25 protein-coding genes and 1 tRNA gene are annotated in these 25,708 nt (G+C 59.9%); 13 read left to right on the plus strand and 13 right to left on the minus strand.

Annotated features, from left to right (window positions below; translation table 11 throughout):
- The first annotated feature begins 128 nt into the window (after positions 1–128).
- The 6 genes from lptF to rsmA all read left to right on the plus strand — a co-directional run bounded on the left by lptF (position 129) and on the right by rsmA (position 7,693).
- Positions 129–1,274, plus strand: a complete 1,146-nt coding sequence (lptF, locus tag VDP61_RS10115; RefSeq protein ID WP_323006789.1) for an LPS export ABC transporter permease LptF — start codon at positions 129–131, stop codon at positions 1,272–1,274.
- Positions 1,271–2,365, plus strand: a complete 1,095-nt coding sequence (lptG, locus tag VDP61_RS10120; protein ID WP_323006790.1) for an LPS export ABC transporter permease LptG — start codon at positions 1,271–1,273, stop codon at positions 2,363–2,365. Before lptF ends, lptG begins: the two co-directional genes overlap by 4 nt.
- On the plus strand, positions 2,365–4,524 hold the full coding sequence (locus VDP61_RS10125; protein ID WP_323006791.1) for an LPS-assembly protein LptD: 2,160 nt from the start codon (positions 2,365–2,367) through the stop codon (positions 4,522–4,524). The genes lptG and VDP61_RS10125 overlap by 1 nt, the downstream gene beginning before the upstream one ends.
- A 90-nt stretch (positions 4,525–4,614) precedes the next feature.
- The gene (locus VDP61_RS10130; protein ID WP_323006792.1) at positions 4,615–5,829 is read left to right on the plus strand and encodes a peptidylprolyl isomerase; all 1,215 of its coding nucleotides are present in this window, start codon (positions 4,615–4,617) and stop codon (positions 5,827–5,829) included.
- A gap of 3 nt (positions 5,830–5,832) precedes the next feature.
- Positions 5,833–6,870, plus strand: coding sequence for a 4-hydroxythreonine-4-phosphate dehydrogenase PdxA (pdxA, locus tag VDP61_RS10135; protein ID WP_323006793.1), 1,038 nt, complete (start codon positions 5,833–5,835; stop codon positions 6,868–6,870).
- Entirely contained in the window at positions 6,857–7,693 is an 837-nt protein-coding gene (gene rsmA, locus VDP61_RS10140) for a 16S rRNA (adenine(1518)-N(6)/adenine(1519)-N(6))-dimethyltransferase RsmA (protein ID WP_323006794.1), read from the plus strand. Before pdxA ends, rsmA begins: the two co-directional genes overlap by 14 nt.
- 186 nt (positions 7,694–7,879) lie before the next feature.
- Here rsmA and VDP61_RS10145 read toward each other — a convergent pair whose 3' ends face one another.
- From VDP61_RS10145 to VDP61_RS10170, 6 genes are all read right to left on the minus strand, one after another.
- Positions 7,880–8,710 carry a DUF4167 domain-containing protein gene (locus VDP61_RS10145; protein WP_323006795.1) on the minus strand — a complete coding sequence of 277 codons (831 nt, stop codon included), beginning with the start codon at positions 8,708–8,710 and terminating at the stop codon, positions 7,880–7,882.
- Between the two features lie 251 nt (positions 8,711–8,961).
- The gene (prmC, locus tag VDP61_RS10150) at positions 8,962–9,822 is read right to left on the minus strand and encodes a peptide chain release factor N(5)-glutamine methyltransferase (RefSeq protein WP_323006796.1); all 861 of its coding nucleotides are present in this window, start codon (positions 9,820–9,822) and stop codon (positions 8,962–8,964) included.
- On the minus strand, positions 9,819–10,871 hold the full coding sequence (gene prfA, locus VDP61_RS10155; protein ID WP_323006797.1) for a peptide chain release factor 1: 1,053 nt from the start codon (positions 10,869–10,871) through the stop codon (positions 9,819–9,821). Before prfA ends, prmC begins: the two co-directional genes overlap by 4 nt.
- A gap of 147 nt (positions 10,872–11,018) precedes the next feature.
- The gene (locus tag VDP61_RS10160) at positions 11,019–11,474 is read right to left on the minus strand and encodes a DUF1499 domain-containing protein (protein WP_323006798.1); all 456 of its coding nucleotides are present in this window, start codon (positions 11,472–11,474) and stop codon (positions 11,019–11,021) included.
- A gap of 7 nt (positions 11,475–11,481) precedes the next feature.
- A complete protein-coding gene (gene speB / locus VDP61_RS10165; protein ID WP_323006799.1) occupies positions 11,482–12,447 on the minus strand; it encodes an agmatinase in 966 nt (321 codons plus the stop codon).
- Between the two features lie 300 nt (positions 12,448–12,747).
- The gene (locus tag VDP61_RS10170) at positions 12,748–13,911 is read right to left on the minus strand and encodes a M20 aminoacylase family protein (RefSeq protein WP_323006800.1); all 1,164 of its coding nucleotides are present in this window, start codon (positions 13,909–13,911) and stop codon (positions 12,748–12,750) included.
- A 60-nt stretch (positions 13,912–13,971) separates the two neighbouring features.
- On the opposite strand from VDP61_RS10170, the gene mazG reads away from it, so the two are divergent.
- The 3 genes from mazG (at position 13,972) to VDP61_RS10185 (ending at position 17,055) form a co-directional block, all read left to right on the plus strand.
- Positions 13,972–14,817, plus strand: a complete 846-nt coding sequence (mazG, locus tag VDP61_RS10175) for a nucleoside triphosphate pyrophosphohydrolase (RefSeq protein ID WP_323006801.1) — start codon at positions 13,972–13,974, stop codon at positions 14,815–14,817.
- A gap of 160 nt (positions 14,818–14,977) precedes the next feature.
- Positions 14,978–15,988 carry a Fe(3+) ABC transporter substrate-binding protein gene (locus VDP61_RS10180; RefSeq protein WP_323006956.1) on the plus strand — a complete coding sequence of 337 codons (1,011 nt, stop codon included), beginning with the start codon at positions 14,978–14,980 and terminating at the stop codon, positions 15,986–15,988.
- 125 nt (positions 15,989–16,113) lie between these two features.
- Complete coding sequence (locus VDP61_RS10185) at positions 16,114–17,055, plus strand: nucleoside hydrolase (RefSeq protein WP_323006802.1); 942 nt, start codon at positions 16,114–16,116, stop codon at positions 17,053–17,055.
- A gap of 156 nt (positions 17,056–17,211) precedes the next feature.
- On the opposite strand, the gene tdh is transcribed toward VDP61_RS10185, so the two are convergent.
- The 7 genes from tdh to pdxH form a co-directional block, all read right to left on the minus strand.
- Complete coding sequence (gene tdh, locus VDP61_RS10190) at positions 17,212–18,237, minus strand: L-threonine 3-dehydrogenase (protein ID WP_323006957.1); 1,026 nt, start codon at positions 18,235–18,237, stop codon at positions 17,212–17,214.
- A 14-nt stretch (positions 18,238–18,251) separates the two neighbouring features.
- Complete coding sequence (locus tag VDP61_RS10195) at positions 18,252–19,433, minus strand: glycine C-acetyltransferase (protein ID WP_323006803.1); 1,182 nt, start codon at positions 19,431–19,433, stop codon at positions 18,252–18,254.
- Between the two features lie 165 nt (positions 19,434–19,598).
- Complete coding sequence (locus tag VDP61_RS10200) at positions 19,599–20,156, minus strand: XRE family transcriptional regulator (protein WP_323006804.1); 558 nt, start codon at positions 20,154–20,156, stop codon at positions 19,599–19,601.
- Positions 20,157–20,267: 111 nt separating this feature from the next.
- Positions 20,268–20,344, minus strand: a tRNA-Pro gene (locus VDP61_RS10205).
- Between the two features lie 76 nt (positions 20,345–20,420).
- Complete coding sequence (locus tag VDP61_RS10210) at positions 20,421–20,897, minus strand: DUF192 domain-containing protein (protein ID WP_323006805.1); 477 nt, start codon at positions 20,895–20,897, stop codon at positions 20,421–20,423.
- On the minus strand, positions 20,894–21,427 hold the full coding sequence (locus tag VDP61_RS10215) for a cold shock domain-containing protein (protein WP_323006806.1): 534 nt from the start codon (positions 21,425–21,427) through the stop codon (positions 20,894–20,896). The genes VDP61_RS10210 and VDP61_RS10215 overlap by 4 nt, the downstream gene beginning before the upstream one ends.
- Before the next feature lie 115 nt (positions 21,428–21,542).
- Complete coding sequence (gene pdxH / locus VDP61_RS10220; protein WP_323006807.1) at positions 21,543–22,145, minus strand: pyridoxamine 5'-phosphate oxidase; 603 nt, start codon at positions 22,143–22,145, stop codon at positions 21,543–21,545.
- A 192-nt stretch (positions 22,146–22,337) separates the two neighbouring features.
- On the opposite strand from pdxH, the gene fabI reads away from it, so the two are divergent.
- From fabI to VDP61_RS10240, 4 genes are all read left to right on the plus strand, one after another.
- Entirely contained in the window at positions 22,338–23,183 is an 846-nt protein-coding gene (fabI, locus tag VDP61_RS10225) for an enoyl-ACP reductase FabI (protein ID WP_415233511.1), read from the plus strand.
- A complete protein-coding gene (locus VDP61_RS10230; RefSeq protein ID WP_323006808.1) occupies positions 23,180–23,785 on the plus strand; it encodes a LysE family translocator in 606 nt (201 codons plus the stop codon). The genes fabI and VDP61_RS10230 overlap by 4 nt, the downstream gene beginning before the upstream one ends.
- Positions 23,786–23,913: 128 nt before the next feature.
- Entirely contained in the window at positions 23,914–24,417 is a 504-nt protein-coding gene (gene gpt / locus VDP61_RS10235) for a xanthine phosphoribosyltransferase (RefSeq protein ID WP_323006809.1), read from the plus strand.
- Between the two features lie 106 nt (positions 24,418–24,523).
- Positions 24,524–25,702 carry an aminotransferase gene (locus VDP61_RS10240; RefSeq protein WP_323006810.1) on the plus strand — a complete coding sequence of 393 codons (1,179 nt, stop codon included), beginning with the start codon at positions 24,524–24,526 and terminating at the stop codon, positions 25,700–25,702.
- The last annotated feature ends 6 nt before the right edge of the window (positions 25,703–25,708 follow it).

The raw sequence follows: 25,708 nt of genomic DNA on the forward strand, positions 1-25,708 counted from the left end.
CCCGACCTGATACTTCGTTTCAGGCCGATAATCGCCCAAAACAGCCCCTTACCCGCCCAGATATGAGTTTTCCCCGGCGCGAACTTCCGCTAGTGTCGACGCAGCTTTGATGGTGGGAGAAAACGCGCGTGTCCAGATTCGACAGATACCTGCTGTCGCAATTTCTTGCGCTTTTCGGGTTTTTCTCGCTAATTCTGGTGTTGATCTATTGGGTCAACCGCGCTGTCGGGCTGTTTGACCGCATCATTGGCGATGGCCAATCGGCATTGGTCTTTCTGGAAATCTCGTTTTTGACGCTGCCAAACGTCATTCGCGTGGTGCTGCCGGTTTCGGCCTTTGCGGCTGCGGTTTATACCACCAACCGGCTGACCCAGGATGGCGAATTGGTCGTCATGCAGGCCACCGGCTTTTCCGCGTTTCGGCTGGCGCGCCCTGTGGTGTATTTTGGCCTGTCGGTCACGCTGATGCTGGTCGTGCTTTACAATGTCATCGTGCCAGCCAGCCGCAGCGTGCTGGCCGAGCGCACATCCGAGATCAGCGCCAATCTGACCGCGCGACTGCTGGTTGAAGGCACGTTCATGCACCCAACCGATGGCATCACCTTTTACATTCGAGAGATCAGCGACAATGGAGAGTTGCGCGACATCTTTCTGACCGACAGTCGCCAGCCCGATGAAACCACAACCTATACCGCCCGGCGTGCGCTGTTGGTGCGCGGTGACACCGAGCCAAAGCTGATCATGTTTGACGGTATGAGCCAAGGGTACAGTCAGGGGAAAAAGCGGCTCTCGGTTACCCATTTCACCGATTTCACCTATGATCTTGGCGACTTCTTGCTGTCTGACAAGCGCCCGCCCCGCACATTGGATGAACTGTCAACGCTGGACCTGTTGTTTCCGACCCCGGCTGTGATTGCCGAGGTCGGGGCAAGCCGCGCGGCCCTGTTGTCAGATGGGCATGCACGGATCGGCCAGCCTTTCCTTGCGCTTGCAACCGCTCTTATCGGGTTTTCGGCCCTGCTTTTGGGGGCGTTCAGCCGGTTTGGGCTGTGGCGACAAATCATCGGTGCCGTGGTGGTGCTGATTGTGGTGCAGATGATCAACAATGCGGGGTTTTCGGCATCGCTGCGCAGTGACGGGGCGTGGGTCTTGGTCTATGTTGCGCCGATCGCCGGGATCATGCTATCCATCGTCATGTTGTGGATTGCCCAACGCCCCCGCCGCCGCCATACCGCAGGCCCCGGCCCGCACAGCCGCGAAAGGGCGATGACATGACCCTGAGCCTGTATTTCATCCGGCGTTTCGTGAAGGTGGTTGCCCAGGTCTTTTTCGTTTTCTTCGGCATTTTGATGCTGACCGATATGGTCGAGCAGTTGCGCCGGTTTTCCGGTCAGGGCATTTCATTGGCCGATGCCGCTACTTTGGCGCTGCTGAATGTGCCCGCCACGCTTTATCTCATCTTGCCGCTGGTGTTTATTCTGGCCGCGATTGCGCTGTTTTTGGCTTTGGCAAAAAGCAGTGAATTAGTGGTGGTGCGCGCGGCCGGGCGTTCGGGGTTGCAGTTCTTGCTGGCACCGGTGACCGCCGCCTTGCTGTTGGGCGCCTTTGCCGTGGCGGTTCTGAACCCGCTGGTCGCGGCGACCTCCAAGCAATATGACATTTTTTATGCGCATCAGGCCCGCGGCGTGGAAAGTGTGCTGTCGCTTAGCGATGATGCGCTGTGGCTGCGCCAGGGCGGAGTGGATGGGCAAACCGTTATTCAGGCCGCGCGCGCCGATCTTGATGGAACCCGGCTGTTTGCCGCAACTTTTCTGATCTTTGACCCCGAAGGCACCCCCGTCCAACGCATAGAGGCCGAAGAGGCGCTGCTTGAACCCGGTTCCTGGGTGTTGCGCAATGCAAAATACTGGGACCTGACGACAGCAAACCCCGAAGTTGGTGCCGAGATGAAATCCAGCGCCAGACTTGCCTCTGAACTGACCCGCGATCGTATCCGGGACAGTTTCGGCACCCCATCGGCCATTCCAATCTGGGCGCTGCCCAGCTATATAGCCAAGCTGGAGCTGGCTGGTTTTACGGCCCGCGCGCATCGTGTTTGGTTGCAGATGGAACTGGCGTTACCCTTGCTATTGGCGGCTATGGTGCTGGTTGCGGCTGGCTTTACCATGCGTCATGCCCGTTTTGGACAGACCGGGCAACGGGTTGTGTTTGCCTTGACGGGGGGATTTGCGATTTTTTTCTTACGCAATTTCGCGCAGGTATTGGGTGAAAACGGCCAGATACCGGTGTATCTTGCGGCATGGACGCCGCCCGTTGCCGCGATTTTACTGGCACTCGGGCTTCTTTTGCATCTGGAGGATGGCTGATGCCTCTGACCTTGCGGACCATCCGGCTTTTGCTTTTGTCCACAGTTCTGTCTTTGGTGGTTTCTGCCGCGCCGCTGCGGGCGCAGGATCTGGCGTCGCTTGTCGCCGATCGGGTCGAGATTGCCGGGAATGATACGCTTGTCGCGCAGGGTAATGTCGAAGTGTTTCAGAATGGGTTGCGGCTGAAAGCGTCGCGGATCACCTATGATCGCGGTGCTGACCGCTTGCTGATTTCGGGGCCAATTGTTCTGACAGACAAGAATGGCACCATTGTCATTGCCGATCAGGCCGACCTGTCGTCGGACCTGTCTGACGGTATCTTGCAAAGCGCGCGGCTGGTGCTTGACCAGCAATTGCAGCTTGCTTCGTCTGAAATGATGCGCATCGGTGGGCGCTACACCAGCCTGTCCAATACCGTGGTTTCATCCTGCAAGGTCTGCGCCAGCCGCCCCACCCCGCTGTGGGAAATTCGCGCCGCCCGCGTGGTCCATGATGAGCAGGAGCGTCAGATCTATTTTGACAATGCCTCATTCAGGCTTGCTGGTGTTCCCATTTTCTGGCTGCCGCATCTGCGGATACCCGACCCCACGCTGAAACGTCAAACCGGCGTTCTGGCCCCTTCTTTTCGGACCACCAGCGACCTTGGGTTTGGGGTAAAAATTCCCTATTTCATCCGCATCGGCGATGACAAAGACCTGACCGTTACGCCCTATATCGCCAGTAAAAACGTGAAAAGCGTTGATTTGCGCTATCGTCAGGCGTTTCGAACCGGGCGGCTTGAATTGAACGGGGCGCTGTCTTCTGATCAGCTTGTTCCCAACCAAACCCGCGGTTATCTGACCGCCCTCGGCCGGTTCAACCTGCCCAAGGATTTCATCCTGTCATTTTCCGGGATCATGGCCTCGGACAAGGCGTATCTGCTGGATTATGGCGTGTCCGGCCTCGACCGGCTGGAAAGCCGCGTTGAAATCGCGCGTACCCGACGCAATGAACATATCTCGGCCCGGCTGATCAATTACCGCTCCATTCGCGACGGCGATGTAAACAGCACCTTGCCGTCCATCGTCTCTGATGTGACGTATCAGCGCCGCTTTTCACCGGGATTGATCGGCGGTGAGGGTGGGTTTCGGGTGCAAAACCACAGTCATTATCGCAGTTCCAACAGCCCGGTCGATAGCGATGGTGACACAATCAGCGATGGCCGCGACATGGCGCGCCTGTCGTTTACTGCGGATTGGCGACGCAACTGGCTGCTGCCGGGTGGCGTTTTGGCAGCGACCATGACCGAAATGACCGGCGATTTTTACAGCATCCGCCAGGATACCCCCTTTGAGGGCAACCGCTTTCGTGGCGCGACAGCCGCAGGGGTTGAACTGCGCTGGCCGCTGGTTCGTGCCGCGCAAAACGGTGTCAGCCATGTGATAGAGCCGATCATGCAACTGGTCTTGGCCAAGCAAAACAACAGCAGCGTGCCAAATGAAGACAGTGCCTTGGTCGAGTTTGATGAGGGCAATCTGTTTTCCATCAACCGCTTTCCCGGCTCTGATGAGGTCGAGCAGGGCTCCTACGCCAATATCGGGCTTGGATATACCCGCTATGACCCGGCCGGCTGGTCGCTTGGCCTGACCTTTGGGCGGGTTTACCACACATCCAACTATGGCCAGTTCAGCGCCGCCTCGGGCTTGCAGGGCCAGAAATCAGATTGGCTTGCGGCCATTCGCCTCTCTATGGCCGATGGTGTTTCCTTGACCAACCGCATGGTTTTCAATGATGCGTTCAAACTGACAAAGGGTGAAATGCGGTTGGCATTGGAGCGGGAAAACTACGGCCTCGCCTCATCTTATATACGGGTTTTGGCCGATCCCAGCGAAGGCCGCGCCGATGCCATATCCGAGCTGAACCTGGAGGGGCGCTATCAATTCGCCCCGAATTGGGAAGCCAACCTGAACACCCGCTATGATTTTGTCGCGAACCGCGCCGCCTCGGCCGGGCTGAATGTGGCGTTCCGCAACGAATGTCTAAAGCTGGATGTGTCGATGGCACGGCGCTTTACCTCATCCAGCAGCGTCAATGCGACCACCAGTTTCGGCCTTTCGGTTGATCTTTTGGGGTTTGGCGGCAAAGCGAAACGCGGCCCCGCTGCCGCATGCAGCGGTTAAGGTGTTGCCATGACCCCGACCGGCAGAGTACCACAGATTGACCAGATCGCCGCCGAAAGGCCGAAAGATCCTTGCCAAGAGAAGAAACCGATGATCCGCGCAGTAGCCCCCTTTATCGCCGCCCTCTTTTTTCCCCTTGCCGGCAGTTTGCTGGGGGCCGCCCCGGTGCAGGCCCAAAACCTGTTCACCCCGCGCATTTATGTGAATGACCGTGCAATTACGGAATTCGAGGTGCAGCAGCGTTCCCAAATGTTGCGGCTTTTCAACAGCCCCGGCGATATCGAAAAAGAGGCGCTAAAGGCGCTGATCGAAGATCGGCTGCGGATGGCGAAAGCCAAAGCGATGGGACTCAGCGTCAGCCCCGAGCAGATAAAGGCCGGGATGGAAGAGTTTGCCGCCCGCGCGCAATTGACGGCTGACCAATTCGTCACCGCTTTGGGGCAGGCCGGCGTCTCGCCGCAAACATTTCGTGACTTTGTAGAGGCGGGCCTGGTCTGGCGTGAGGTTGTGCGTGCAACCTATGTTGGCAAGGTGTTCGTTTCGGATGCCGAGGTTGATCGCGCGATTGCGACCGATGAGGGTCTGCCAAACCTGCGCGTGCTGATCTCGGAAATCGTGCTGTCGGCACCCGCCGGTCAAGAACAGGCAGCCCTTGCACAGGCCAATCGTTTGCGCGCCGAGATCACGTCTGAAGCCAGCTTTGGCGCCGTCGCGCGGCGCGTGTCCACATCGGCGACGGCGGGGCGTGGTGGGCGGCTTGATTGGATGCCGCTTTCCAACCTGCCGGCGGGTATCGCCCCGGTCATCATGGGGCTACAGCCCGGCCAGGTATCACAACCCGTCGCCATGGGCGGGGCTGTTGGCCTGTTCTTGCTGCGCGAAATCAAGGAAGCCAGCGGTCAGGGCCCGAAATCTGTCAGCATCGACTATGCACAATACACGCTTCCGGCCAAAACCGGCGCCGCTGAGGCCGCGGCCATTCGCGCCAAGGTTGATAGCTGCAATGACCTTTACGCCATTGCCAAGGGCCAGCCAGCAGATCGCCTTATCCGGGAAACCAAAACCACGGCCCAGATCCCGACCAATATCGGTCGCGCGCTGGCCCCACTTGACCCCGGAGAAAGCGTTGATTTTCCCAGTGGGGCGGCACATGTGTTTGTGATGCTTTGCGCCCGGAACCCGGTGCAAGAGGTTCCGGCCAGCCGTGAGGCGATTCGTGAACGGCTGCTGAATGAGCGGCTTGCGGCAAAGGCGCAAAACCTGTTGGAAGAGATGCGCTTTAACGCCATCATCCGCGAACCATAAGGCATGCCCCTGCCCCTCGCGCCTGTCGCGCTTACCTGTGGTGAACCAGCCGGCATTGGCCCCGAAATTGCTGTTCTGGCCCGCAAATCGCTGGGGGCCGATCTGCCATTTTTCTGGATCGGCGACCCGCGGCATCTGCCTGCAAACACGCGCTTTTGTCTGATCGAACAGCCGTCACAGGCCCATTCGGTCGCAGCCGATACCCTGCCGGTCTTGCCTCACCCCTTTGCCAGCCCCGCAACGGCAGGCACGGCCAAGCCCGAACATGCCGCCGATGTCATTGCCGTTATTGCCCGTGCGGTGGCATTGGTGCAGGCGGGTGCGGCGGCGGCCATCTGTACCGCGCCGATCAACAAAAAAGCGCTGAAGGATGGTGCCGGCTTTGCGTTTCCGGGGCATACAGAATATCTGGCCGCACTTGGCGCTGTCGACCGGGTGGTCATGATGCTGGCCTGCCCAGAGCTGCGCGTGGTGCCGGTGACCATCCATATTCCCTTGGCAGAGGTGCCCCGTGCGCTGACCGCCGGCACGCTTGAACACGCGCTGCGAATTACCCATGCGGGTCTGCGCCAGGATTTCGGGATAGCAGCACCGCGGATCGCGGTTGCCGGCCTGAACCCGCATGCCGGTGAGGGCGGGGCCATGGGCCATGAGGAAATCACCCTGATTGGCCCGGTGCTGGACCGGCTTCGCGCCGAAGGCATGCAGATTATCGGCCCCCTGCCTGCCGACACCCTGTTTCATGCCAGCGCCCGCGCCCGCTATGACGTGGCGATGTGCATGTATCATGATCAGGCCTTGATCCCGATCAAGACCATAGATTTTGCCGGGGGCGTGAACCTGACGCTGGGCCTGCCCTTTATCCGAACCTCGCCCGATCATGGCACTGCCTTTGATATCGCGGGCAAAGGCCGGGCTGACCCGACCAGCCTGATTGCGGCGCTGCGCATGGCACAAGATATGGCGCAAACGCGCGCGGGGGCCGCCCCCGTGGGGCATTTCAACCAAGATGAAAGCGGGGCCGGAAATGGCGGCGATTGACGGGCTGCCAAGCCTGGCCCAGGTCATTCGTACCCATGATCTGGTGGCGAAAAAGCAACTTGGCCAGAACTTCCTGCTTGATCTGAATTTGACATCCAAGATTGCACGGTCAGCCGGGGATTTGACGCAATGCGATGTGCTGGAAATTGGCCCCGGCCCCGGTGGTCTGACCCGCGGGCTGTTGGCCGAGGGCGCGCGACGGGTTTTGGCCGTGGAAAAAGACAGCCGCTGCATGCCCGCCCTGGCCGAAATTGCCGCCGTCTATCCAGGGCGGCTTGAGGTGCTGAATGCGGATGCCCTTGGCATTGATATTTCGGCACATCTGACGCCGCCTGTGCGCGTGGTGGCCAACCTGCCCTATAATATTGGCACGGAATTGCTGGTCCGTTGGCTGTCGCCCGAGCAGTGGCCGCCGTTTTGGCAAAGCCTGACCTTGATGTTCCAAAAAGAAGTGGCGCAGCGCATCGTCGCAAAACCCGGCGACAAGGCCTATGGTCGTCTGGCGCTTTTGGCGCAATGGCGCACCGATCCGAAAATCGTGCTGACCTTGCCGCCCGAGGCCTTTAGCCCCGCGCCCAAGGTCCACTCCGCTGTTGTGCATCTGATCCGGCTTGATCAGCCGCGCTATCCGGCCAATGGCGTCATGCTGTCGCGGCTGACGGCAATGGCCTTTAACCAACGCCGCAAGATGCTGCGCTCCAGCCTCAAGGCGATGGGCCCGGATATCGAGGCGCGACTGGAAGCGGTTGGCATCGCCCCCACGGCGCGGGCCGAAGAAATATCGCTGGAAAAATTCTGCGCCTTGTCGCGGGGATTTGACTGACGCATCTGGCCTGTAGCCATTGTTACGACACCAGAGCGGCGCCGGTTTTCACTTGCCGGCCCCCTTGGTCTGCGCTCAACTTGGCTATGCAAGAAATTTCTGGATGAAGCTGCGAACCGCATTGAATCCGGTTGAACCGCCAAGGCCAATAAAAAAGCCGGGTGCGCTTGCCCCGGCTTTTCTTGATTATTCAGCGGCTTCGTTTCCGGCGGCTTCGGCTGGGCTGTCGGCCACAGATTTGGCTTTGGGCTTGCGTGGGCCTCGGGGTTTGCGCGGGCTGCGATCCGACTTTTCGCTTTCTGTGGGCGCGGCAGCCAGTTCGGGCTGGGTCGGCGCAGCCGCAGCGGGTTTGTGGCGTGCAACACGTTGCCGCGGTGGGCGACGTGTTTCAGGGGTTTCCACCAACCCGCTGTCATCCGTATTGCTAGCGGTTTCAATCACCTCGGGCGCGCGGCCCTCAGCATCTGACCGGGCCGAATCCGACCGGGCTGTATCTGGCCGGGTCGCATCGCGGTCGCGCCGATCGTCACGCCTGGTGTCTTCGCGTTTCTCGTCGCGGCGATCATCGCGCTTGTTGTCGTCGCGCCTGCTGTCGTCACGCTTGTTGTCGTCGCGGCGATCATCGCGCGCTGTATCAGGGCGGTCGTCGCGCAGATCGGGTTGCTGGCTTTCGCCACGATCTTGCTGGCGATCACGCGGCTGATACTCGCGTTGCTGAGTCTGCTGATTCTGGCTGTCCTGCTGGCGGCGGGCATCTTGTTCCACCTGCATCTCGCGCGTCGCTTCGCCCAACATTCGGGTATAATGCTCGGCGTGCTGAAGAAAATTCTCCGCATTCACCCGATCATTCGAAAGCTGCGCATCGCGCGCCAGAAGAATGTATTTATCTATGATTTGCTGCGGCGTACCCCGCACCTTGCCTTCGGGGCCGGAGCTGTCGAAGACACGGTTGGTGATATTACCGAGGGTGCGCGGGCGGTTCGATTTCGAACGCGAGCGGGACTTGGAAGATCTCATCTTGTCCTTTGATCCAGATCTATCTGGCTTTGTCTATGCAGCGGCGGTCGTCGAGGACACATCTTCCCCAAGACCGGGCGCATCAGGCATTTTTGGCATTGCGTGCGGGGATAAGAGCCGGGTTACCCCTACGCCTTCCCCTGTCACAGCTATTGTCTAACCATGGGTTTGCAGGCGAGACAAGGGAAAACTGGTAATCTTTGTATTTATCCCCAGAAAACCAGCATTTTCTTGCCGTTTTGTGGGGAAATTCACGCATCATGCGGCGAAATATCCCCGGTGAAACGGGCCAGAACCACGCGGTCGCGCCCGTCAAGATCGGGCAGACAGCCAATGTCGCACAGCCCCGCGTCGGCACAGAACCCGGCAACCGCCGCGCCTTGCGTTGGCCCGATTTCCACCATCAACCACCCGCCCGGCATCAGATGCGCCGCCGCCCCGCGTATAATGGCGCGATAGGCCGCCAGCCCATCGCCGCCGGGCGTCAACGCCAGATGCGGCTCCCACTCGCGGACCTCGGGTGACAGGTTGGGCATTTCATCGGCGGCAATATAAGGGGGGTTGGACACGATCAGGTCAAACCGCCCTGTCACGGGCGCGTACCAACTGCCCTGCCCCCATGTAACTGCTGCCTGTGGGGCCAGGCGGCGCTGATTGGCCTGTGCGACATCAAGCGCCGCTTGCGACAGATCCACGCCAAATCCGGTTGCCGCCCCCCGCTCTGCCAGCAGGGTCAGCAAGATACAGCCAGAGCCGGTGCCCAAATCCAGCACCGAGGCAAACGGCACCCGCAAGGCGGCCGCGATCAGCGTTTCCGTTTCGGGGCGTGGGTCAAGCACATCCGGGGTCACGCCAAAGGCGCGCCCCCAGAACATGCGGGTGCCAGTGATCTGGCTGACCGGCTGGCGATTTGCCCGCGCGGTGATGGCTGCGGCCAGTTGTGTGGCCTGCGCTGCGGTCAAGACTGTTTGCGGCGCAAGCAGTGCCAGATCGGCACGCCCCACCCCCATGACATGCGCCAACAACACCGCCGCATCTTGCGCCGCGCCCGGCACGCCCGCCGCCACCAGTTGCGCCACGGCCAAGCGGCGCGCATCCAGCAGCGTTGTCATTGCATCTCGGCCAGTTTGCGCGCCTGATCATCGGAAATCAGCGCATCAATCACCGGGTCAAGATCGCCGCCCATGATCTGCCCCAGAGAATAGAGCGTCAGGTTGATCCGGTGGTCGGTCATTCGGCCTTGCGGAAAGTTGTAGGTGCGGATGCGCTCAGACCGGTCGCCCGACCCCACCTGACTTTTGCGGCTGGCCGAGCGTTCGGCGTTGACGCGGTCGCGCTCTGCCTCAAACAGCCGGGCGCGCAGAACCTGCATTGCCGCCACCCGGTTTTGATGCTGCGATTTCATCGCCGAGACAACGATGATTCCGGTGGGCAGATGGGTGATGCGCACCGCCGAATCGGTTGTGTTCACATGCTGACCGCCGGCCCCGCTGGCGCGCATTGTGTCAATGCGAATATCCGATGCGGGGATGTCGATATCCACCTCCTCGGCCTCGGGCAGCACGGCCACGGTCGCGGCTGAAGTATGCACCCGCCCCCCGCTTTCGGTTTCGGGAACGCGCTGCACACGATGCACGCCGGATTCGTATTTCATCCGGGCAAAGACGCCAGCCCCCTGAATATGGGCGGTAAGTTCGCGTATACCGCCCAGATCGCTTTCCTGAAGCTCCAGAATCTCAAATTTCCAGCCGCGATTTTCGGCATAGCGGCGGTACATGTTCAGCAAGTTCCCGGCAAACAGCGCCGCTTCTTCGCCGCCAGTGCCGGGCCGGATTTCAAGAATCGCAGGGCGTGCGTCGGCGGCATCCTTGGGCAAAAGCGCCAGTTGCAGGGCCGCTTCCATTTCCGCAATCTGATCGCGCAGACCGGGAATTTCATCTTCGGCAAGACCGCGCATTTCGGGGTCTGCCAACAGCATTTCGGTCTCGGCCAGATCATCCAGGGCGCGGCGGTAAGCGGCAATCTCGGTGACGACGGGTTTAAGATCGCCGTATTCGCGGCTCAGTTTGGCAAGTTCGGCAGGTGCAAGGCCCGCCGACAGCTTCGCTTCGAGAAACTCAAAGCGTTGGGTGATCTGGGCAAGGGTATCGAGTGGAACCATGGTGGCGGTTTGTCCTAAGCCGGGTGTTTGGTCAAGGGGGCAGTCGGGGGGGAGTGGGGGGGGGGGCAGTCGGGGGCGCGCGCGGGATGTCTGCGCCAAGATGGGCGTCCCGGCGCTGCCGAGGCGTTTTTGTCGGAATGAAACGTGTCAGAGTTTGGATTGCCAATCGCGCAGGCGGGCCGCGTTCACGCCTAGATCCGATTTGCCAAATCGCAAGCGGGCGTTGAGGTATAGGCCATCGCCACGCATTTCGGCGGTGGTGTAGTCAGGAAAGCCCCAAAAGCCAGAGCGGGTAATCCAGGTGATACGGCCTTCGCCCAGGCTGCCGGCAAGGCGGCTTGTGCGCGGGGTGGCAAGGGCAATGGCATCAAGCCGGGCAAGCAGGCCCGCATCGGGCGGCAGCCGCAATACGGCCCCATCATTGCGCGCAATGACCTGCCCCCAAGGGCTGCTTTCGGCCCAGACAGGCGCTTTGCTGGGGTTTGCATGCCAGCGCGCCGGGTCTGACGGCGCAAGACGGACATAGGCCATCCCCCCGACAAGCACGACGACAAGCGCGATGGCAAAGCACAGCAAAACCAAGATCATGGCGCGGCCTTTCATGGGCGGTTCATTTACGGTGATGCGCCCAATGATAGAGGCAAATCAGCTCATGCGCGATATGGGCACCGGCGATTGCAGTCGCGCCGGACGGGTCATAGGCCGGGGATACCTCGACAATATCACCGCCGACAAAGTTGATACCGGCAAGGTCACGCAGGCAGGCCGCCGCTTGCCATGTTTGCAAACCGCCCCAGACCGGGGTGCCGGTGCCGGGGGCCGCCGCCGGGTCAAGGCAATCAATGTCAAAGGTTACATAGGTCGGGCGTTGGCCGACGATTTCCTTGGCGCGCGCCACCGCATAGGCACAGCCTTTTTCATGCACGCTGCGCGCGTCGATATATTCCACCCCCAAATAATCGTCACAATGCGTGCGGATACCGATCTGAACCGATGTTTTCGGGTCGATGATGCCGGATTTCACCGCTTTATAGAAAAATGTGCCGTGGTCGATCCGGTCCATATCATCATCTTGCCACAGGTCGGAATGGGCATCGAAATGAATGACCGACATCGGCCCGAACTTTTCGGCATAGGCCCGCAGGATCGGCAGGGTGATAAAATGGTCGCCGCCCAGCGTCACGGTACCCGGCCCCGCCGTCAGAATGCTGCGGATATGATCGGTCAAAAGCCCCGGAAAGCTGGGGGTGTGGGCATAGTCAAAGGCAACATCGCCGTAATCAACAATCGCCATATCGGCCAAGGGGTTGGTCGGCCAGCCATAGGGCGGGTCAAACGGTTGCAGGGTGCTGGCCTCGCGGATTGCCCGCGGACCAAAGCGCGCGCCGCCGCGGTGGGTCACAGCCTGATCAAACGGAACGCCGGTAATGGCAAGATCCACGCCCGTCAGATCCTTGCTGTAGCGACGGCGCAGAAACGACGTCGCCCCGGCAAAGGCATTTTCAAAGGCAAGCCCGCGCAGGCCCGGCCGCATGAAGGCACCGTCTATCTCGTTTTTTGCATCTTCCAACGCCATGATATAACCCAATTTGTCAACGTGCTGCCCGGTGGGGGCTGGTAACCCGAATGGATGACGCCCCAAGAAACTGGCGCCCCGATCTGTTGCGATGCAGCGGCTTGAAACGGGTGGTCAATGGGGCCGCATCGCTTCCTTGTACTGCAATGGTACAAGATAGGGAACGCCTGAACGGCAAGGGGCCGCTCCCGCCATTCGTTGACGCCAGCGGGCCAAGGCCCGCACGCATCGCCTCAAGGTTGGGCCGAGCAGGATTTTCGGGCCGAAAATCCTGCACCCGCCCCATAGGCCAGTGGAGTGTCACCCCAGCGGTTGGGCCCGTTCTACCAGCCGAGCAAAAAAGCTTGCCCCAACCGGGGCTGCATCATCGTTGAAATCATAGGCGGCATGGTGCAAGCCTGCCCCCTGCCCGATCCCCATGAACAGATAGGCCCCCGGTCGCGCTTCAAGCATATAGCTGAAATCCTCTGACCCCATTTCGCGGGATGCATTCGCGTCTACGGCATCGGCGCCCGAGATTTCCACGGCGACCTCAGCCGCAAATGCGGCCTGCTCAGGGTGGTTGATGGTTGCCGGATAGCCCCACTCATAGTCAACCGCAGCCGTGACGCCGTAAGCCATGGCATGGCCTTCGACAATCTCATGCAGCCGCCGCTTCAGCAGCGCGCGTACCTCTGGATCAAAACAGCGGATGGTGGCGCAGAACCATCCGTCTTCGGGGATGATATTGCTGGCCGAACCGGTGTGAATTTGCGTGACGGAAATCACCGCCTCATCCAGGGCATAGACATTGCGCGGGATGATGGTTTGAATCGCCTGAATCATGCCGACAATCGCCACCACCGGATCTATACATTCATGCGGGGTTGCCGCATGCCCGCCCTTGCCCGTCACAACCACGGTCGCCGTATCAACCGAGGCCATCAGCGCCCCCGGCGTGGTAGAAAAATGCCCGAAAGCGACCCCCGGCGCATTATGGATGCCATAGACCTGCGCGATTTCAAAGCGGTCCATCACCCCTTCCTGAACCATGACCTCGCCGCCGCCGCCATCTTCCTCGGCGGGCTGAAACAGCAAGGCCACCCGCCCCTTGAACCGCCGGGTTTCACACAGGTATTTCGCGGCCCCCAGCAGCATCGTCACATGCCCATCGTGGCCGCAGGCATGCATCCGCCCCGGCACGGTCGAGGCATGGTCCAGCCCCGTCGCCTCGGTGATCGGCAGCGCATCCATATCGGCGCGCAGGCCAATGGTCGGCCCATCGCCCTGACCGTTGATGATCGCCACGATGCCACTGGTCGCAATGCCGCCATGCAGTTCATCCACCCCAAATTCTCGCAGACGTTCGGTGATGAACGCTGCCGTCTGGTGGCATTCGAACCGCAGCTCCGGATGCTGGTGCAAATGCCGCCGCCATCCCTTCATCTCGTCGGCATATCCGGCAATGGCATTCACGACGGGCATGGTCTACTCCTTTGTGCATAAATTCATCCGGCATCAGACCGCACTTCAAGAGGAATCGCAATGACCACGCCTGACTTTCCGCGCCCCCTGCCCCGGGCGCATAGTGATGCGCTGATCGCCAACCCCCATGGCGGCTTGCCCCGGCTGTTGGAAATCATGGCGCGGTTGCGCGACCCACAATCCGGTTGCCCGTGGGATATCGCGCAGGATTTCGCCTCTATCGCCCCCTATACGATTGAGGAAGCCTATGAGGTGGCCGATGCAATAGACCGGCAGGCCTGGGAGGAACTGGAAAGCGAGCTGGGCGATTTGCTGCTGCAATCGGTCTATCATGCGCGGATTGGTGAAGAAGCGGGCTTGTTCAGCTTTGCCAGTATTACCAATGCAATTTCAAACAAGATGATCGCCCGCCACCCGCATGTGTTCGGTGATGAGTCGCGCGACAAAAGCCCCGAACAGCAAACCATAGACTGGGATCGCCTCAAGGCCGCAGAACGCGGCCCTGTTCCGGTGCTGGACGGTGTGGCGCTGGGCTTGCCGGCCCTGACCCGCGCCGTAAAGCTGCAAAAGCGTGCGGCGCGGGTGGGGTTTGACTGGCCCTCAACCGATGAGGTGCTGGACAAGATCATCGAGGAATCCCGTGAATTGGTCGAGGCCCGACACAGCCAGAGCGCGGCAGAACAGGCCGAGGAATTCGGTGACCTGCTGTTCGTGATGGCCAATCTGGCGCGCCATCTGGATATAGACCCCGAGGCAGCCTTGCGGGCCGCGAACCTGAAATTCACCCGGCGCTTTGGCCGGATCGAAGATTTTCTGGCCGCGCAGGGCAAGACGCCCGCGCAAAGCGATCTGGCCGAAATGGACGCTTTGTGGAACCGCGCCAAGGCCGAAGAAAAGCAGCTTTGAAGAACAGAACAGGCGCCGAGTGAGGCCAAGGCTGATCAGGTCGCATCACCCGACCGCAGGGAAAAAACTTATCCGACTATATCAGTCAGGTATTGACCAAACCAAAAGAGTCAGATTTAAGGAATGCCATAAACCCGACTAAAGAGGTCAACAAATGTCCATTCGTCTTTCCACACTCGCCATCCTTGCCCCTGCCCTTGGCGCGCTTGCCGTGCCGGCATGGGCAGAAGAGGTGAACGTCTATTCCCACCGCCAGCCAGATCTGATCCAACCGCTGGCCGATGCGTTCACCGCCGAAACCGGGATCGACGTAAATATCGCTTTTGTTGACAAAGGCATGGCCGAGCGTCTGGTGGCCGAGGGCGACCGCAGCCCTGCCGATCTGGTGCTGACTGTGGATATTGCGCGGCTGACCCAGATTGTTGATGCGGGTGTTACGCAGCCTGTCGATTCCGAGGTGTTGAAAGCCAATATCCCCGCCAATCTGCGCGATACGGATAACCAATGGTTTGGCCTCACCTCACGCGCGCGCATCATTTACGCCTCAAAGGATCGCGTCGCCCCCGGCGAAATCACGACCTATGAAGACCTTGCCTCGGATCGGTGGAAAGGCCGTCTGTGCTCACGCTCGGGGACCAATGACTATAACGTCGCCCTGTTGGGGGCCGTCATCGCCCACCATGACGAAGCCTATGCGAAAACCTGGGCCGAGGGGCTGAAAGGCAACCTTGCCCGCAAACCTGCAGGCGGTGACCGCGATCAGGCCAAGGCAATCTGGGCCGGGGAATGTGATATTGCCATTGGCAACACCTATTACATGGGCCAGATGGTCAATGACCCCGATCAAAAAGAATGGGCCGATGCGCTGCGTATTGAATTTGCGGTGTTCGAAGGTGACGGAACCCATCTGAATATCTCTGGCGTGGCCATGACCAAAGCCGCCCCCAACAAGGACGCCGCGTTGAAATTCATGGAATGGCTGTCGGGGGATCACGCGCAAAAGATCTATGCCGAAACCAACTATGAATTTCCGGTAAAAGCTGGCGTGGCCCGTTCGGAACTTGTGCAAAGCTGGGGCGATTTTACCGCCGACAGCCTTGATCTTGCAACCGTTGCCAAGGCCCGCCCCGCCGCGCTTCGGATTATGGAAGAGATAAACTTCGACGGTTGAACCCGCCCAGACAGCCATTTGCGGGGGCCTTTCGGCCCCCGTTTTTTATCGCATGGACAAATCCGCGCCCATAGGCTTTTGTGTCCCGTAACATCCGCAGGCAGACACGGCTCAGGGAGACACAGATGGCACCGCGCAAGATCATCATAGATACCGACCCCGGCCAGGACGATGCCGTCGCCATTCTTCTTGCCCTTGCCTCGCCCGAGGAACTGGAGGTTTTGGGGATCACCGTCGTCGCGGGCAATGTGCCGCTGCCGCTGACCGCAAAAAATGCCCGCATCATCTGCGAGCTTGCCGGAAAACCTGACACACTTGTTTTTGCGGGCTGCGATGCGCCGCTAAAGCGCAAATTGGTCACGGCCGAGCATGTGCACGGCAAAACCGGTCTTGACGGCCCACAACTGCCAAGCCCGAAAATGGCGCTGCAATCCAAACACGCCGTTGATTTCATTATTGAAACCCTGCGCGATGAAGCGCCTGGCACTGTCACGCTTTGCCCAATTGGCCCGCTGACCAATATCGCCGAGGCCTTTCTTCGTGCCCCCGATATCATGCCCCGCGTGCAAGAGATCGTGCTGATGGGGGGGGCCTATTTCGAGGTGGGAAACATCACCCCCACCGCCGAATTCAACATTTACGTCGACCCGGAAGCCGCTGAAATTGTTTTCAAATCCGGTGCGCCGATCACAGTGATGCCGCTGGATGTCACCCATAAAGTGCTGACCACCCAACCCCGCGTGCAAGCCTTTCGCGATATGGGCACCGAGGCTGGGCGCATGGTTGCCGAATGGACCGATTTCTTTGAGCGTTTCGACAAAGAGAAATACGGTTCTGGTGGCGCGCCGTTGCATGACCCCTGTGTCATTGCCTGGCTGCTGCAACCCGCGCTGTTTTCCGGCCGCAAGATCAATGTTGAAATTGAAACCAATTCTGCGCTGACGCTTGGCATGACAGTAGCCGATTGGTGGCGCGTCACGGATCGCGCCGCCAATGCGCTGTTTATCGGCGATGTCGATGCAAACGGGTTCTTTGCGCTGCTGACCGAGCGTATCCGCCGCCTGTAACCACCCCGCCTGTGGTTACAAAGTATGGTCAGCCAAAGCGCCTGCGCTGCCACGGAATCCGCGTTCACCGGATAAATTGCGATCAGATCTGTCGGGTCGTCGCGGCCAAATCGCCCAAGGGCCGGACAATCGGCCTCAGGCCCTTGGCAGAACAAGTCAGGTCCAATCCAGTACCACTTTGCCAGACAGGCCCGAGCGCATCACATCAAACCCTTGCTCGAACTCATCAACCGCAAAGCGATGCGTGATCACCCGCCGCACATCCAGACCATTCTCCAGCATGGCGATCATCTTATACCAGGTTTCAAAAATCTCACGCCCATAAACCCCTTTGATGGTGATCGCCTTGAACACGATCCGGCTCCAATCTACCGGGCTTTTGCCGGGCGGGATGCCCAGCATCGCAATCCGCCCGCCCATGGTCATCGCCTCGACCATCTGGTCCAAAGCCGTTTGATTGCCGGACATTTCCATACCCACGTCAAACCCTTGCTTCATTTTCAAGGCCGCAATCACATCCCGCAAATCGGTCTGCGTCACATCTACCGGCACCACATCAGCGACATTTGCCGCCAATGCCAATCGCGCCGGGTTCACATCGGTAATCACCACATGGCGCGCGCCAACATGGCGGGCCACCGCGGCCGCCATTATCCCGATCGGGCCCGCGCCGGTGATCAACACATCCTCACCTACCAGATCAAAGCTTAACGCCGTGTGAACCGCATTGCCCAACGGGTCCAGAATCGCGCCGATTTCATCGTCAATGGTATCGGGCAACGGCACCACATTGAACGCGGGCAGCCGCAGATATTCGGCAAAGGCGCCCGGCTCATTCACCCCGATGCCGCGTGTCGCGGGGTCAAGATGAAACTTGCCGGCCCGGCTCTGGCGGCTTTGCTTGCCGATCAGATGCCCCTCGCCCGAGCAGCGTTGACCAAGGCTCAGCCCTTCAACATTGCGGCCCATTTCCACGATTTCACCGGAAAATTCGTGACCTGTGACCAATGGCACCGGCACCGTTTTTGCCGCCCAATCATCCCAGTTCCAGATGTGAATATCTGTTCCGCAAATTCCGGTTTTCCTGATGCGGATCAACACATCATCCGGCCCGATTTCTGGCACGCCGCGCCGCTCCATCCACAAACCCGGCTCTGGCCGTGCCTTCACCAGGGCTTTCATATCGTTGTTGCGCATCACAGCACCCCCACAGCGCGGCCCGCAGCCGTAAACGCCTCCAGCCCAAAATCCAGATCCTTACGCGTCAGGGCGGCGTTCATCTGCGTCCTGATCCGCGCCTGCCCCTTTGGCACCACCGGAAAAAAGAAGCCCGCCACATGCACGCCCCGCGCAGCCAGTTCGGCGGCCATCGCCTGCGCCAGCCTGGCCTCGCCCAGCATCACAGGCACAATCGGATGCTCGCCCGGCAATAACGTAAACCCCGCCTGGGCAAGCCCGGCCCGCCAATAGCGGGTATTCGTGAACAACTGCGCGCGCAAATCATCGGCCCCCTCGACCAAATCCAGCGCCGCCAAACCGGCTGCCACAATCACCGGCGGCAGCGCGTTGGAAAACAGATAGGGCCGCGCCCGTTGCCGCAGCAGGTCAACCACGGCTTGCGGCCCCGCGATATAGCCGCCCAAAGCGCCCCCCAGCGCCTTGCCCAGCGTGCCGGTCAGCACGTCCGCCCGCAGCCCGAAATGCGCCGGCGTGCCGCGCCCTTGCGGCCCCATGACCCCGGTGGCATGACAGTCATCAACCATGAGCAACGCGCCATATCTATCTGCCAAAGCACGCATTTCCGGCAGCTTTGCCAGAAATCCATCCATCGAGAACACGCCATCCGTGGCAATCATGATGAACCGCGCCCCCGCCGCTTTTGCGGCCTGCAACTGCGTTTCCAGATCCGCCATATCCGAATTCGCAAAGCGATAGCGCCGGGCTTTGCACAACCGGATGCCGTCAATGATCGAGGCATGGTTCAGACTGTCTGAAATCACCGCATCTTCGGGCCCAAGCAACGGCTCAAACAGGCCGCCATTGGCATCAAAGCAGGCTGCGAACAGAATCGAATCGTCTTGTCCAAGATACGCTGCCAGCCGTGTTTCCAACATCCGGTGCGCTGCTTGCGTCCCGCAAATGAAGCGCACCGAGGCCATCCCGAACCCCTGCCCATCCAACGCAGCCCTTGCCGCTGCAATCAGGGTTGGATGGTCTGCCAACCCAAGGTAATTATTGGCGCAAAGGTTCAGCATGCGCTGACCTTCCATCTCGATATATGCGCCCTGGGGTCCGGATATCAACCGTTCCCGTTTGGTCATCCCATCGGCCTCAATCGCCGCAAGTTCGCTTTTTATATGATCCAGAAAGTCTGACATCGCCGATTACTCCTCCGCAGTCACATAATCACTGCCACAGCAGCGCCCACGCGTCAATATAAAGGATTTAATTCCGCCATAACGGAAAAGTATTTGCTGATCCGCCAGGGGTCAAGACGCGCCAAGGCCACGGCGCTTGCCGCCGAACCCAAAGCGCCCGCGGGGTCAACTGCCCTGGACGATCAGAATGGCGCGCGCATTCGCCCCGGCCACCTCATGAATTGCGTGGTCGCGGTCGGCAAAATACCGGGCGGTGTCGCCCTGTCCAATCTCGGCCTGCTCAGCACCGCAGATCAGCCGCAACCGCCCTTCTATGACCGTCAGATGCTCTCGGCAGCCCGGAGAATGCGGCGCGGATACAAGCGCGGCGCCGGGTTTGAAGCACAGATCATAAACCTCATGGCTTCCCACGGTTTCGGCAGGCGACAAAATCCTGATCCGCACATCCTTGCCATGCCCGGTCATCACAGGCGCGGCCGCTTCGCGGGTCACATCGATTCCCGGCTCTGGCTTGGCCTCCAGCAAGCCGGCAAAATCGACCCCAAGCGCCTGCGTCAAGTTCCACAGCGTCGCCACCGTCGGGCTTGATTCGCCGCGCTCGATCTGGCTGACCATGGATCGGCTTACCCCCGAAATTCTGGCCACGGCATCAAGGCTTAACCCTTTGGCCTTGCGCGCCGCGCGCAGCCGCTCTGCCAGCCGATCCGTGATGGTTTCATTCATGGGCGCGGGAATCCTGCAAATGTTCAAAGACCAATGTCGCCCGGAAGGGCGCGAAAGGTCAATCACTGCGTCTCGATAGGGAAGGCCCTTGAAGCGGGCCGATCTATGAAATGGTCGGGGCGATAGGATTCGAACCTACGACATCCAGTTCCCAAAACTGGCGCGCTACCAGACTGCGCTACGCCCCGACATCTCATGCGTTCAATCTGTTACCAGATCCGAACATGTGCGCTTCCTACAGAAAGCTTTTGGGATTGAAAAGCCTTATTGCGCATCACAGCGCCATCTTGCGGTCGATTGTTCAAAACCGGGGTGCCGGATGACGGCGCCGGGGGCAATGCCCAGCCGTTTGGCAAGCCCGGCGTTGATTTCCAGCACCGCCATCACCTCATCCCCGCCATCAATCCCGGTTTCATCATGCGGAATGGCATTGGCATGAACCCGCGTCACAAGACCGGTGGCATCGGCAAAAATCATGTCCAGGGGAATCAGCGTATTCTTCATCCAAAAGACCGCATGTTGCGGGCGTTCGTAGAAAAAGATCATCCCTGCCGATTTTGGCATGGTTTCACGGAACATCAGGCCGCGGGCGCGTTCTTCCGGGTCGTCTGCCACCTCGACCGAAAACCGCACAACCCCTGCCGGCGCCAGCCTGACCTCAAGCTGATCTGGCGCACAACCGGCCATCGCCGCCCCCGTGCCAAGCAGTGAAACCCCCAGCGCCCAAAACAGTGCTTTCATTTCAATGCCTTCACTGCGGAGTCCCAGGCCAGCACCTGCGCTGCCATCCGGCCGCGCTTGCCCTCTATGATGCGCAGGCAAATCGCTTCGCCGGCGGCCAAATCGGCAAAGCCCGACATGCGCAACACCTCAATATGAACAAACACATCTTCTGCCCGGCCAAACACATTGGCAAAGCCAAAGCCCTTGGCCTTGTCAAACCACTTTACCCGCGCCGCTTCCAGCGGACAGGCCGCGATTTCTTCGGTGCTGAACGTATTGCCCTCACCCGCCAGCACAAAAGCAGCGCCTTCGGGGGGCGTGATGGACAAAACTTCGACCGCTTGCACACCGCGCGGCGTTTCTTGAACAGACACGGCGATTTCGGCGCCATCGGCAACCGTGCTTTGACCGAAATTCCGCAACACATTCGCGTGCAGCAAAACGTCAGCCCCCGTCTCTTCAGACAAGATAAACCCAAAACCTTTTACGGGATCAAACCACTTTACCCGACCATGCAAAACCTGCACGGCCTTTTCTTCTGCGTCCATAATCAGGCCTCTTCCCCAGATTTAGCCTTTGAAAGCCCGTTCTGTTGGAAGTCGCCCCAAGGTTCAAGCGCTATTTAGCGCATATGCGCACGAAATCCCCTGCATATGCGCACGACTACGGATTCAGGCGCACAACATCCCACGGATCGCCAACCGCGCTGCGGGTCCAGCGAAAGCGGTCATGCAGCCGAAACATGCCATCGGCCCAAAACTCTATCTCGGTCGGGATCAGCCGCACCCCGCCCCAAAACGGCGGGCGCTTGGGGTTGGGCCCCTGCGTGGCGGTTACGCGCGCAACTTCGGCCATCAGGGCCGTGCGCGATGACAGCGGGCGCGATTGCGCCGATGCCCAGGCGCCCAAGCGGCTTTTCAGCGAGCGTGACGCGTAATAGTCATCCGCCGCCTGCCCTTCTTCGCGCTCTGTCACCCCGCGCACCCGGATCTGACGGCGCAGGCTTTTCCAATGCATCACAAAGGCGGCTTTGCCCGAGGCGGCGATTTCCTCGCCTTTTTTACTGGTGTAATTGGTGTAAAACACAAAAGCGGCCGATTCTATATCCTTCAGCAGAACCATTCGTGCATTCGGCATGCCGTCGGTATCGACCGTTGCAAGCGCGATTGCATTGGGGTCATTCACCTCGCTGGCCTCGGCCTCGGCCAGCCATTTTTTCGCCAGGACAAACGGGTCATCGCCTGCAAAAATACCGCCCCGGTCCATTGGTCACCTCATTTGATTATTGCCGCGCGACAGGGTGCATCCGCAGATGGCATCCCCATGTCGCCACGCTTTACACTAACCCGCCCGCAGATAAGGGCAAGCCCCGAGCGCAAGAGGCCGCCACGAGACTTGATGCCGCACCCCGGATCGCCTACACCTCAAGGCAACGCAATGAACACAGGTGGGCGAATTATGGCAGGATTATTGGCAGGCAAACGCGGGCTCATCATGGGGTTGGCCAATGATAAATCCATCGCTTGGGGTATTGCCAAGGAATGCGCCGAACATGGGGCCGAACTGGCGTTTTCCTATCAGGGGGAACAGCTTAAAAAGCGGGTGGCACCTTTGGCGGCTTCGGTCGGTTCTTCGGAACTGGTTGAATGTGATGTGACCGATGAGGCGTCGCTTGACGCCGTGTTTGAGCATATCAAGACCATCTGGGGCACAGTCGATTTCGTCGTCCACGCCATCGGCTTTTCCGACAAGAATGAGCTGCGTGGCCGCTATGTCGATACCGGACGTGAGAATTTTCTGATGTCGATGGATGTTTCGGTCTATTCCTTTACCGCCGTGTGCAAGCGCGCGAGCGCCATCATGAAGCCCGGCGGCAGCCTGTTGACCCTGACCTATTACGGCGCGGAAAAGGTGATGCCGCATTACAACGTGATGGGGCTGTGCAAAGCCGCGCTGGAGGCGTCGGTGAAATATATCGCCGAGGATCTGGGCAAGGACGGCATTCGCTGCAACGCGATTTCTGCTGGCCCGATCAAGACCCTGGCCGCAAGCGGTATCGGCGATTTCCGCTATATCATGCGCTGGAATGAGCTGAATTCACCCCTGCGCCGCAACGTGACGCAAGAAGAGGTTGGCAAGGCCGCTGTCTATCTGCTGTCTGACCTTGGCTCTGGCACCACCGGCGAAAATCTGCATGTCGATGCGGGCTATCATGTGGTTGGCATGAAGGCCGTTGATGCCCCCGATATCGACGTGGTGACTGCCAAAGCCCAAAAAGGCAACGGCCAAGCGGCTGGTGAATGAACCCAGAGCCGTTTCTGGCGCTGGTCGCAGTTCTGACCCCGGCGATTCTGGCGCCGGGTCCGTCGATTATTGCCGCCACGCAAATGGCCCTGTCGCAAGGGCGTGACAAGGCGCTGCCATTTGGCTTGGGCCTTGCCTTTGGCGCGTCGCTTTGGTGCCTGTTTGCGCTGTTTGGCATGGCGGTTGTGTTCAAGCTCTATCCGCCGCTGTTTCTGGCCGCCAAATTTCTTGGCGGGCTTTACCTGCTTTATATGGCCTGGGGCCTGTGGCGCGGGGCGCGAAGCCCGCTGCCCGAGGCCGCCAAGCGCCGTTTTGGCAATGGCTTTTTCGGCGGGATGATTCTCAGCCTGTCAAACCCCAAGCCGGCGCTGTTTTATTCTGCCGTCATCCTGACCCTGTTCCCCGACCCGCAAGGCGGCGCCATGATCACGGCAATCTATGCCACGGCCCTGATGACAGAGCTTTTCTGGTACGCAACCGTTACCCTCACCATGTCCACCACTGCGATGCGCAAGCGCTATCTGGCCACGAAGTTCTGGATTGATACGATCGCAGCCCTTGCAATGATCGCGCTTGCGGTGATGCTGATCCTTGACCTTTGACGGGTAAAAACGCCGCCCACACCATCTTTTGCTTTGCGCCGCGCCGCGCAAGTTATATCACCCTCTGATACCCCGGCCGTGCAATTGCACCGCGCCACCGCCAAGACACGAAGCGTAAAGGACCAGCCATGACCGACCGTCTGCCACATGAAAAAGGGTTTCACATCTCGTGGGATCAAATTCACCGAGACGCCCGTGCCCTTGCCTGGCGGCTGGATGGCAAAGGCCCCGATGATGGCGCATGGCGGGCCGTGGTTGGCATCACCCGTGGCGGTCTGGTGCCCGCGATGATCGTGGCCCGCGAGTTGGATATTCGCGTTGTCGATACGATCTCGGTCAAAAGCTACAACCATCAGCAGCAGGCCGAAGCCCGCATCATCAAAGCCCCGCAAACCGATGTGATGGGCGATGGCACCGGTATTCTGATCGTCGATGATCTGGTTGATACCGGCAAAACCCTGGAGGTGGTGCGCGCGCTTTATCCCAAGGCGCATTTCGCCACCGTCTACGCCAAGCCGCTGGGCCGGCCGATGGTGGAAACCTTTATCACCGAGGTTTCGCAGGACACCTGGATTTTCTTTCCCTGGGATATGGCGCTGCAATATGTGCAGCCCTATCGCGGCAAAGATTGACACATGCCCGGGGCGCTTGCAGGCTGGTTGACAGACCGGCCGGCCCGAAAGTGACGCTTTGTCGGGTCTTTGCCGCCTTTCATTCACCACCCATCGGAGCCTGCCCATGAGTACCCCCATCAACCCCGCCATGGCTGCCACCGATCTGCCCCCCGTCATGGAGGCGCGGCGCTGGCTTGATGGCGTGGTTTTTCCAGCAGATCGCCCGCTGATCAATGTTTCGCAAGCCGCCCCGACAGAGTTGCCCCCCCTGCCCCTTCGCAAGGCCCTGGCCGAGGCGGCGCTGAACGATCCGGCGGCGCATCTTTACGGCCCGGTGCTTGGCTTGCCGGCCCTGAGGGCGGAAATAGCGCAGCAATGGTCTGTGGCCTATGCTGGAAACATTCAGGAAAATCAGGTCGCGATAACGCAGGGGTGCAATCAGGCCTTTGCCGCTGCCTTGTCCACCCTTGCAGGTGCCGGTGATGAGGTGATCATACCGACGCCATGGTATTTCAACCACAAGATGTGGCTTGATATGCAAGCTGTGCGGGCGGTTCCGCTGGTTTGCGGGCCGGGGCTGGTGCCCAAAGCCAGCGATGCTGCGGCCCTGATAACGCCCCGCACCCGCGCGCTTGTGCTGGTCAGCCCCAACAATCCCGGCGGCGCGGAATACCCTGCACAAACCCTGAGTGATTTCATGGCCTTGGCCCGTGAGCGTGGCCTGGCTTTGGTCGTTGATGAAACCTACCGCGATTTTGACAGCCGCACAGGGGCGCCGCATCCGTTGTTCAGCGACCCGCAATGGGCCGATACCCTGATCCATCTTTACAGCTTTTCAAAGGCTTATCGCCTGACAGGCCACCGCGTCGGGGCAATCGTCGCGTCCGAATCCCGGCTTGTGCAGGTTGAGAAGTTTCTGGATACCGTCGCCATTTGTCCCAACCAACTGGGCCAGATCGGCGCGCTTTGGGGCATGCAGAACCTTGCACAATGGGTGGCCGGCGAACGCGCTGAAATTCTGAGCCGCCGCAGCGCAATGATAAGGGGCTTCAAAGGGTTGAACGATTGGACCTTGCTTGGCTGCGGGGCCTATTTCGCCTATGTCGAACACCCCTACGCCCTGCCTTCAGATCAGCTTGCCAAAGCGCTGGTGCAAAAAGCCTCGATCCTGACCTTGCCTGGCACCATGTTCCAACCCGCAGGCGCAGAGGCCGCAAAGCGCCAGCTGCGTATCGCCTTCGCCAATATAGACAGTGTCGGCATCACCGAATTTTTCCGCCGCCTTCACAGCCTGTCACTCTGAGATCGC

It is taken from the genome of Pseudorhodobacter sp. (assembly GCF_034675685.1).
GTDB lineage: Bacteria > Pseudomonadota > Alphaproteobacteria > Rhodobacterales > Rhodobacteraceae > Pseudorhodobacter.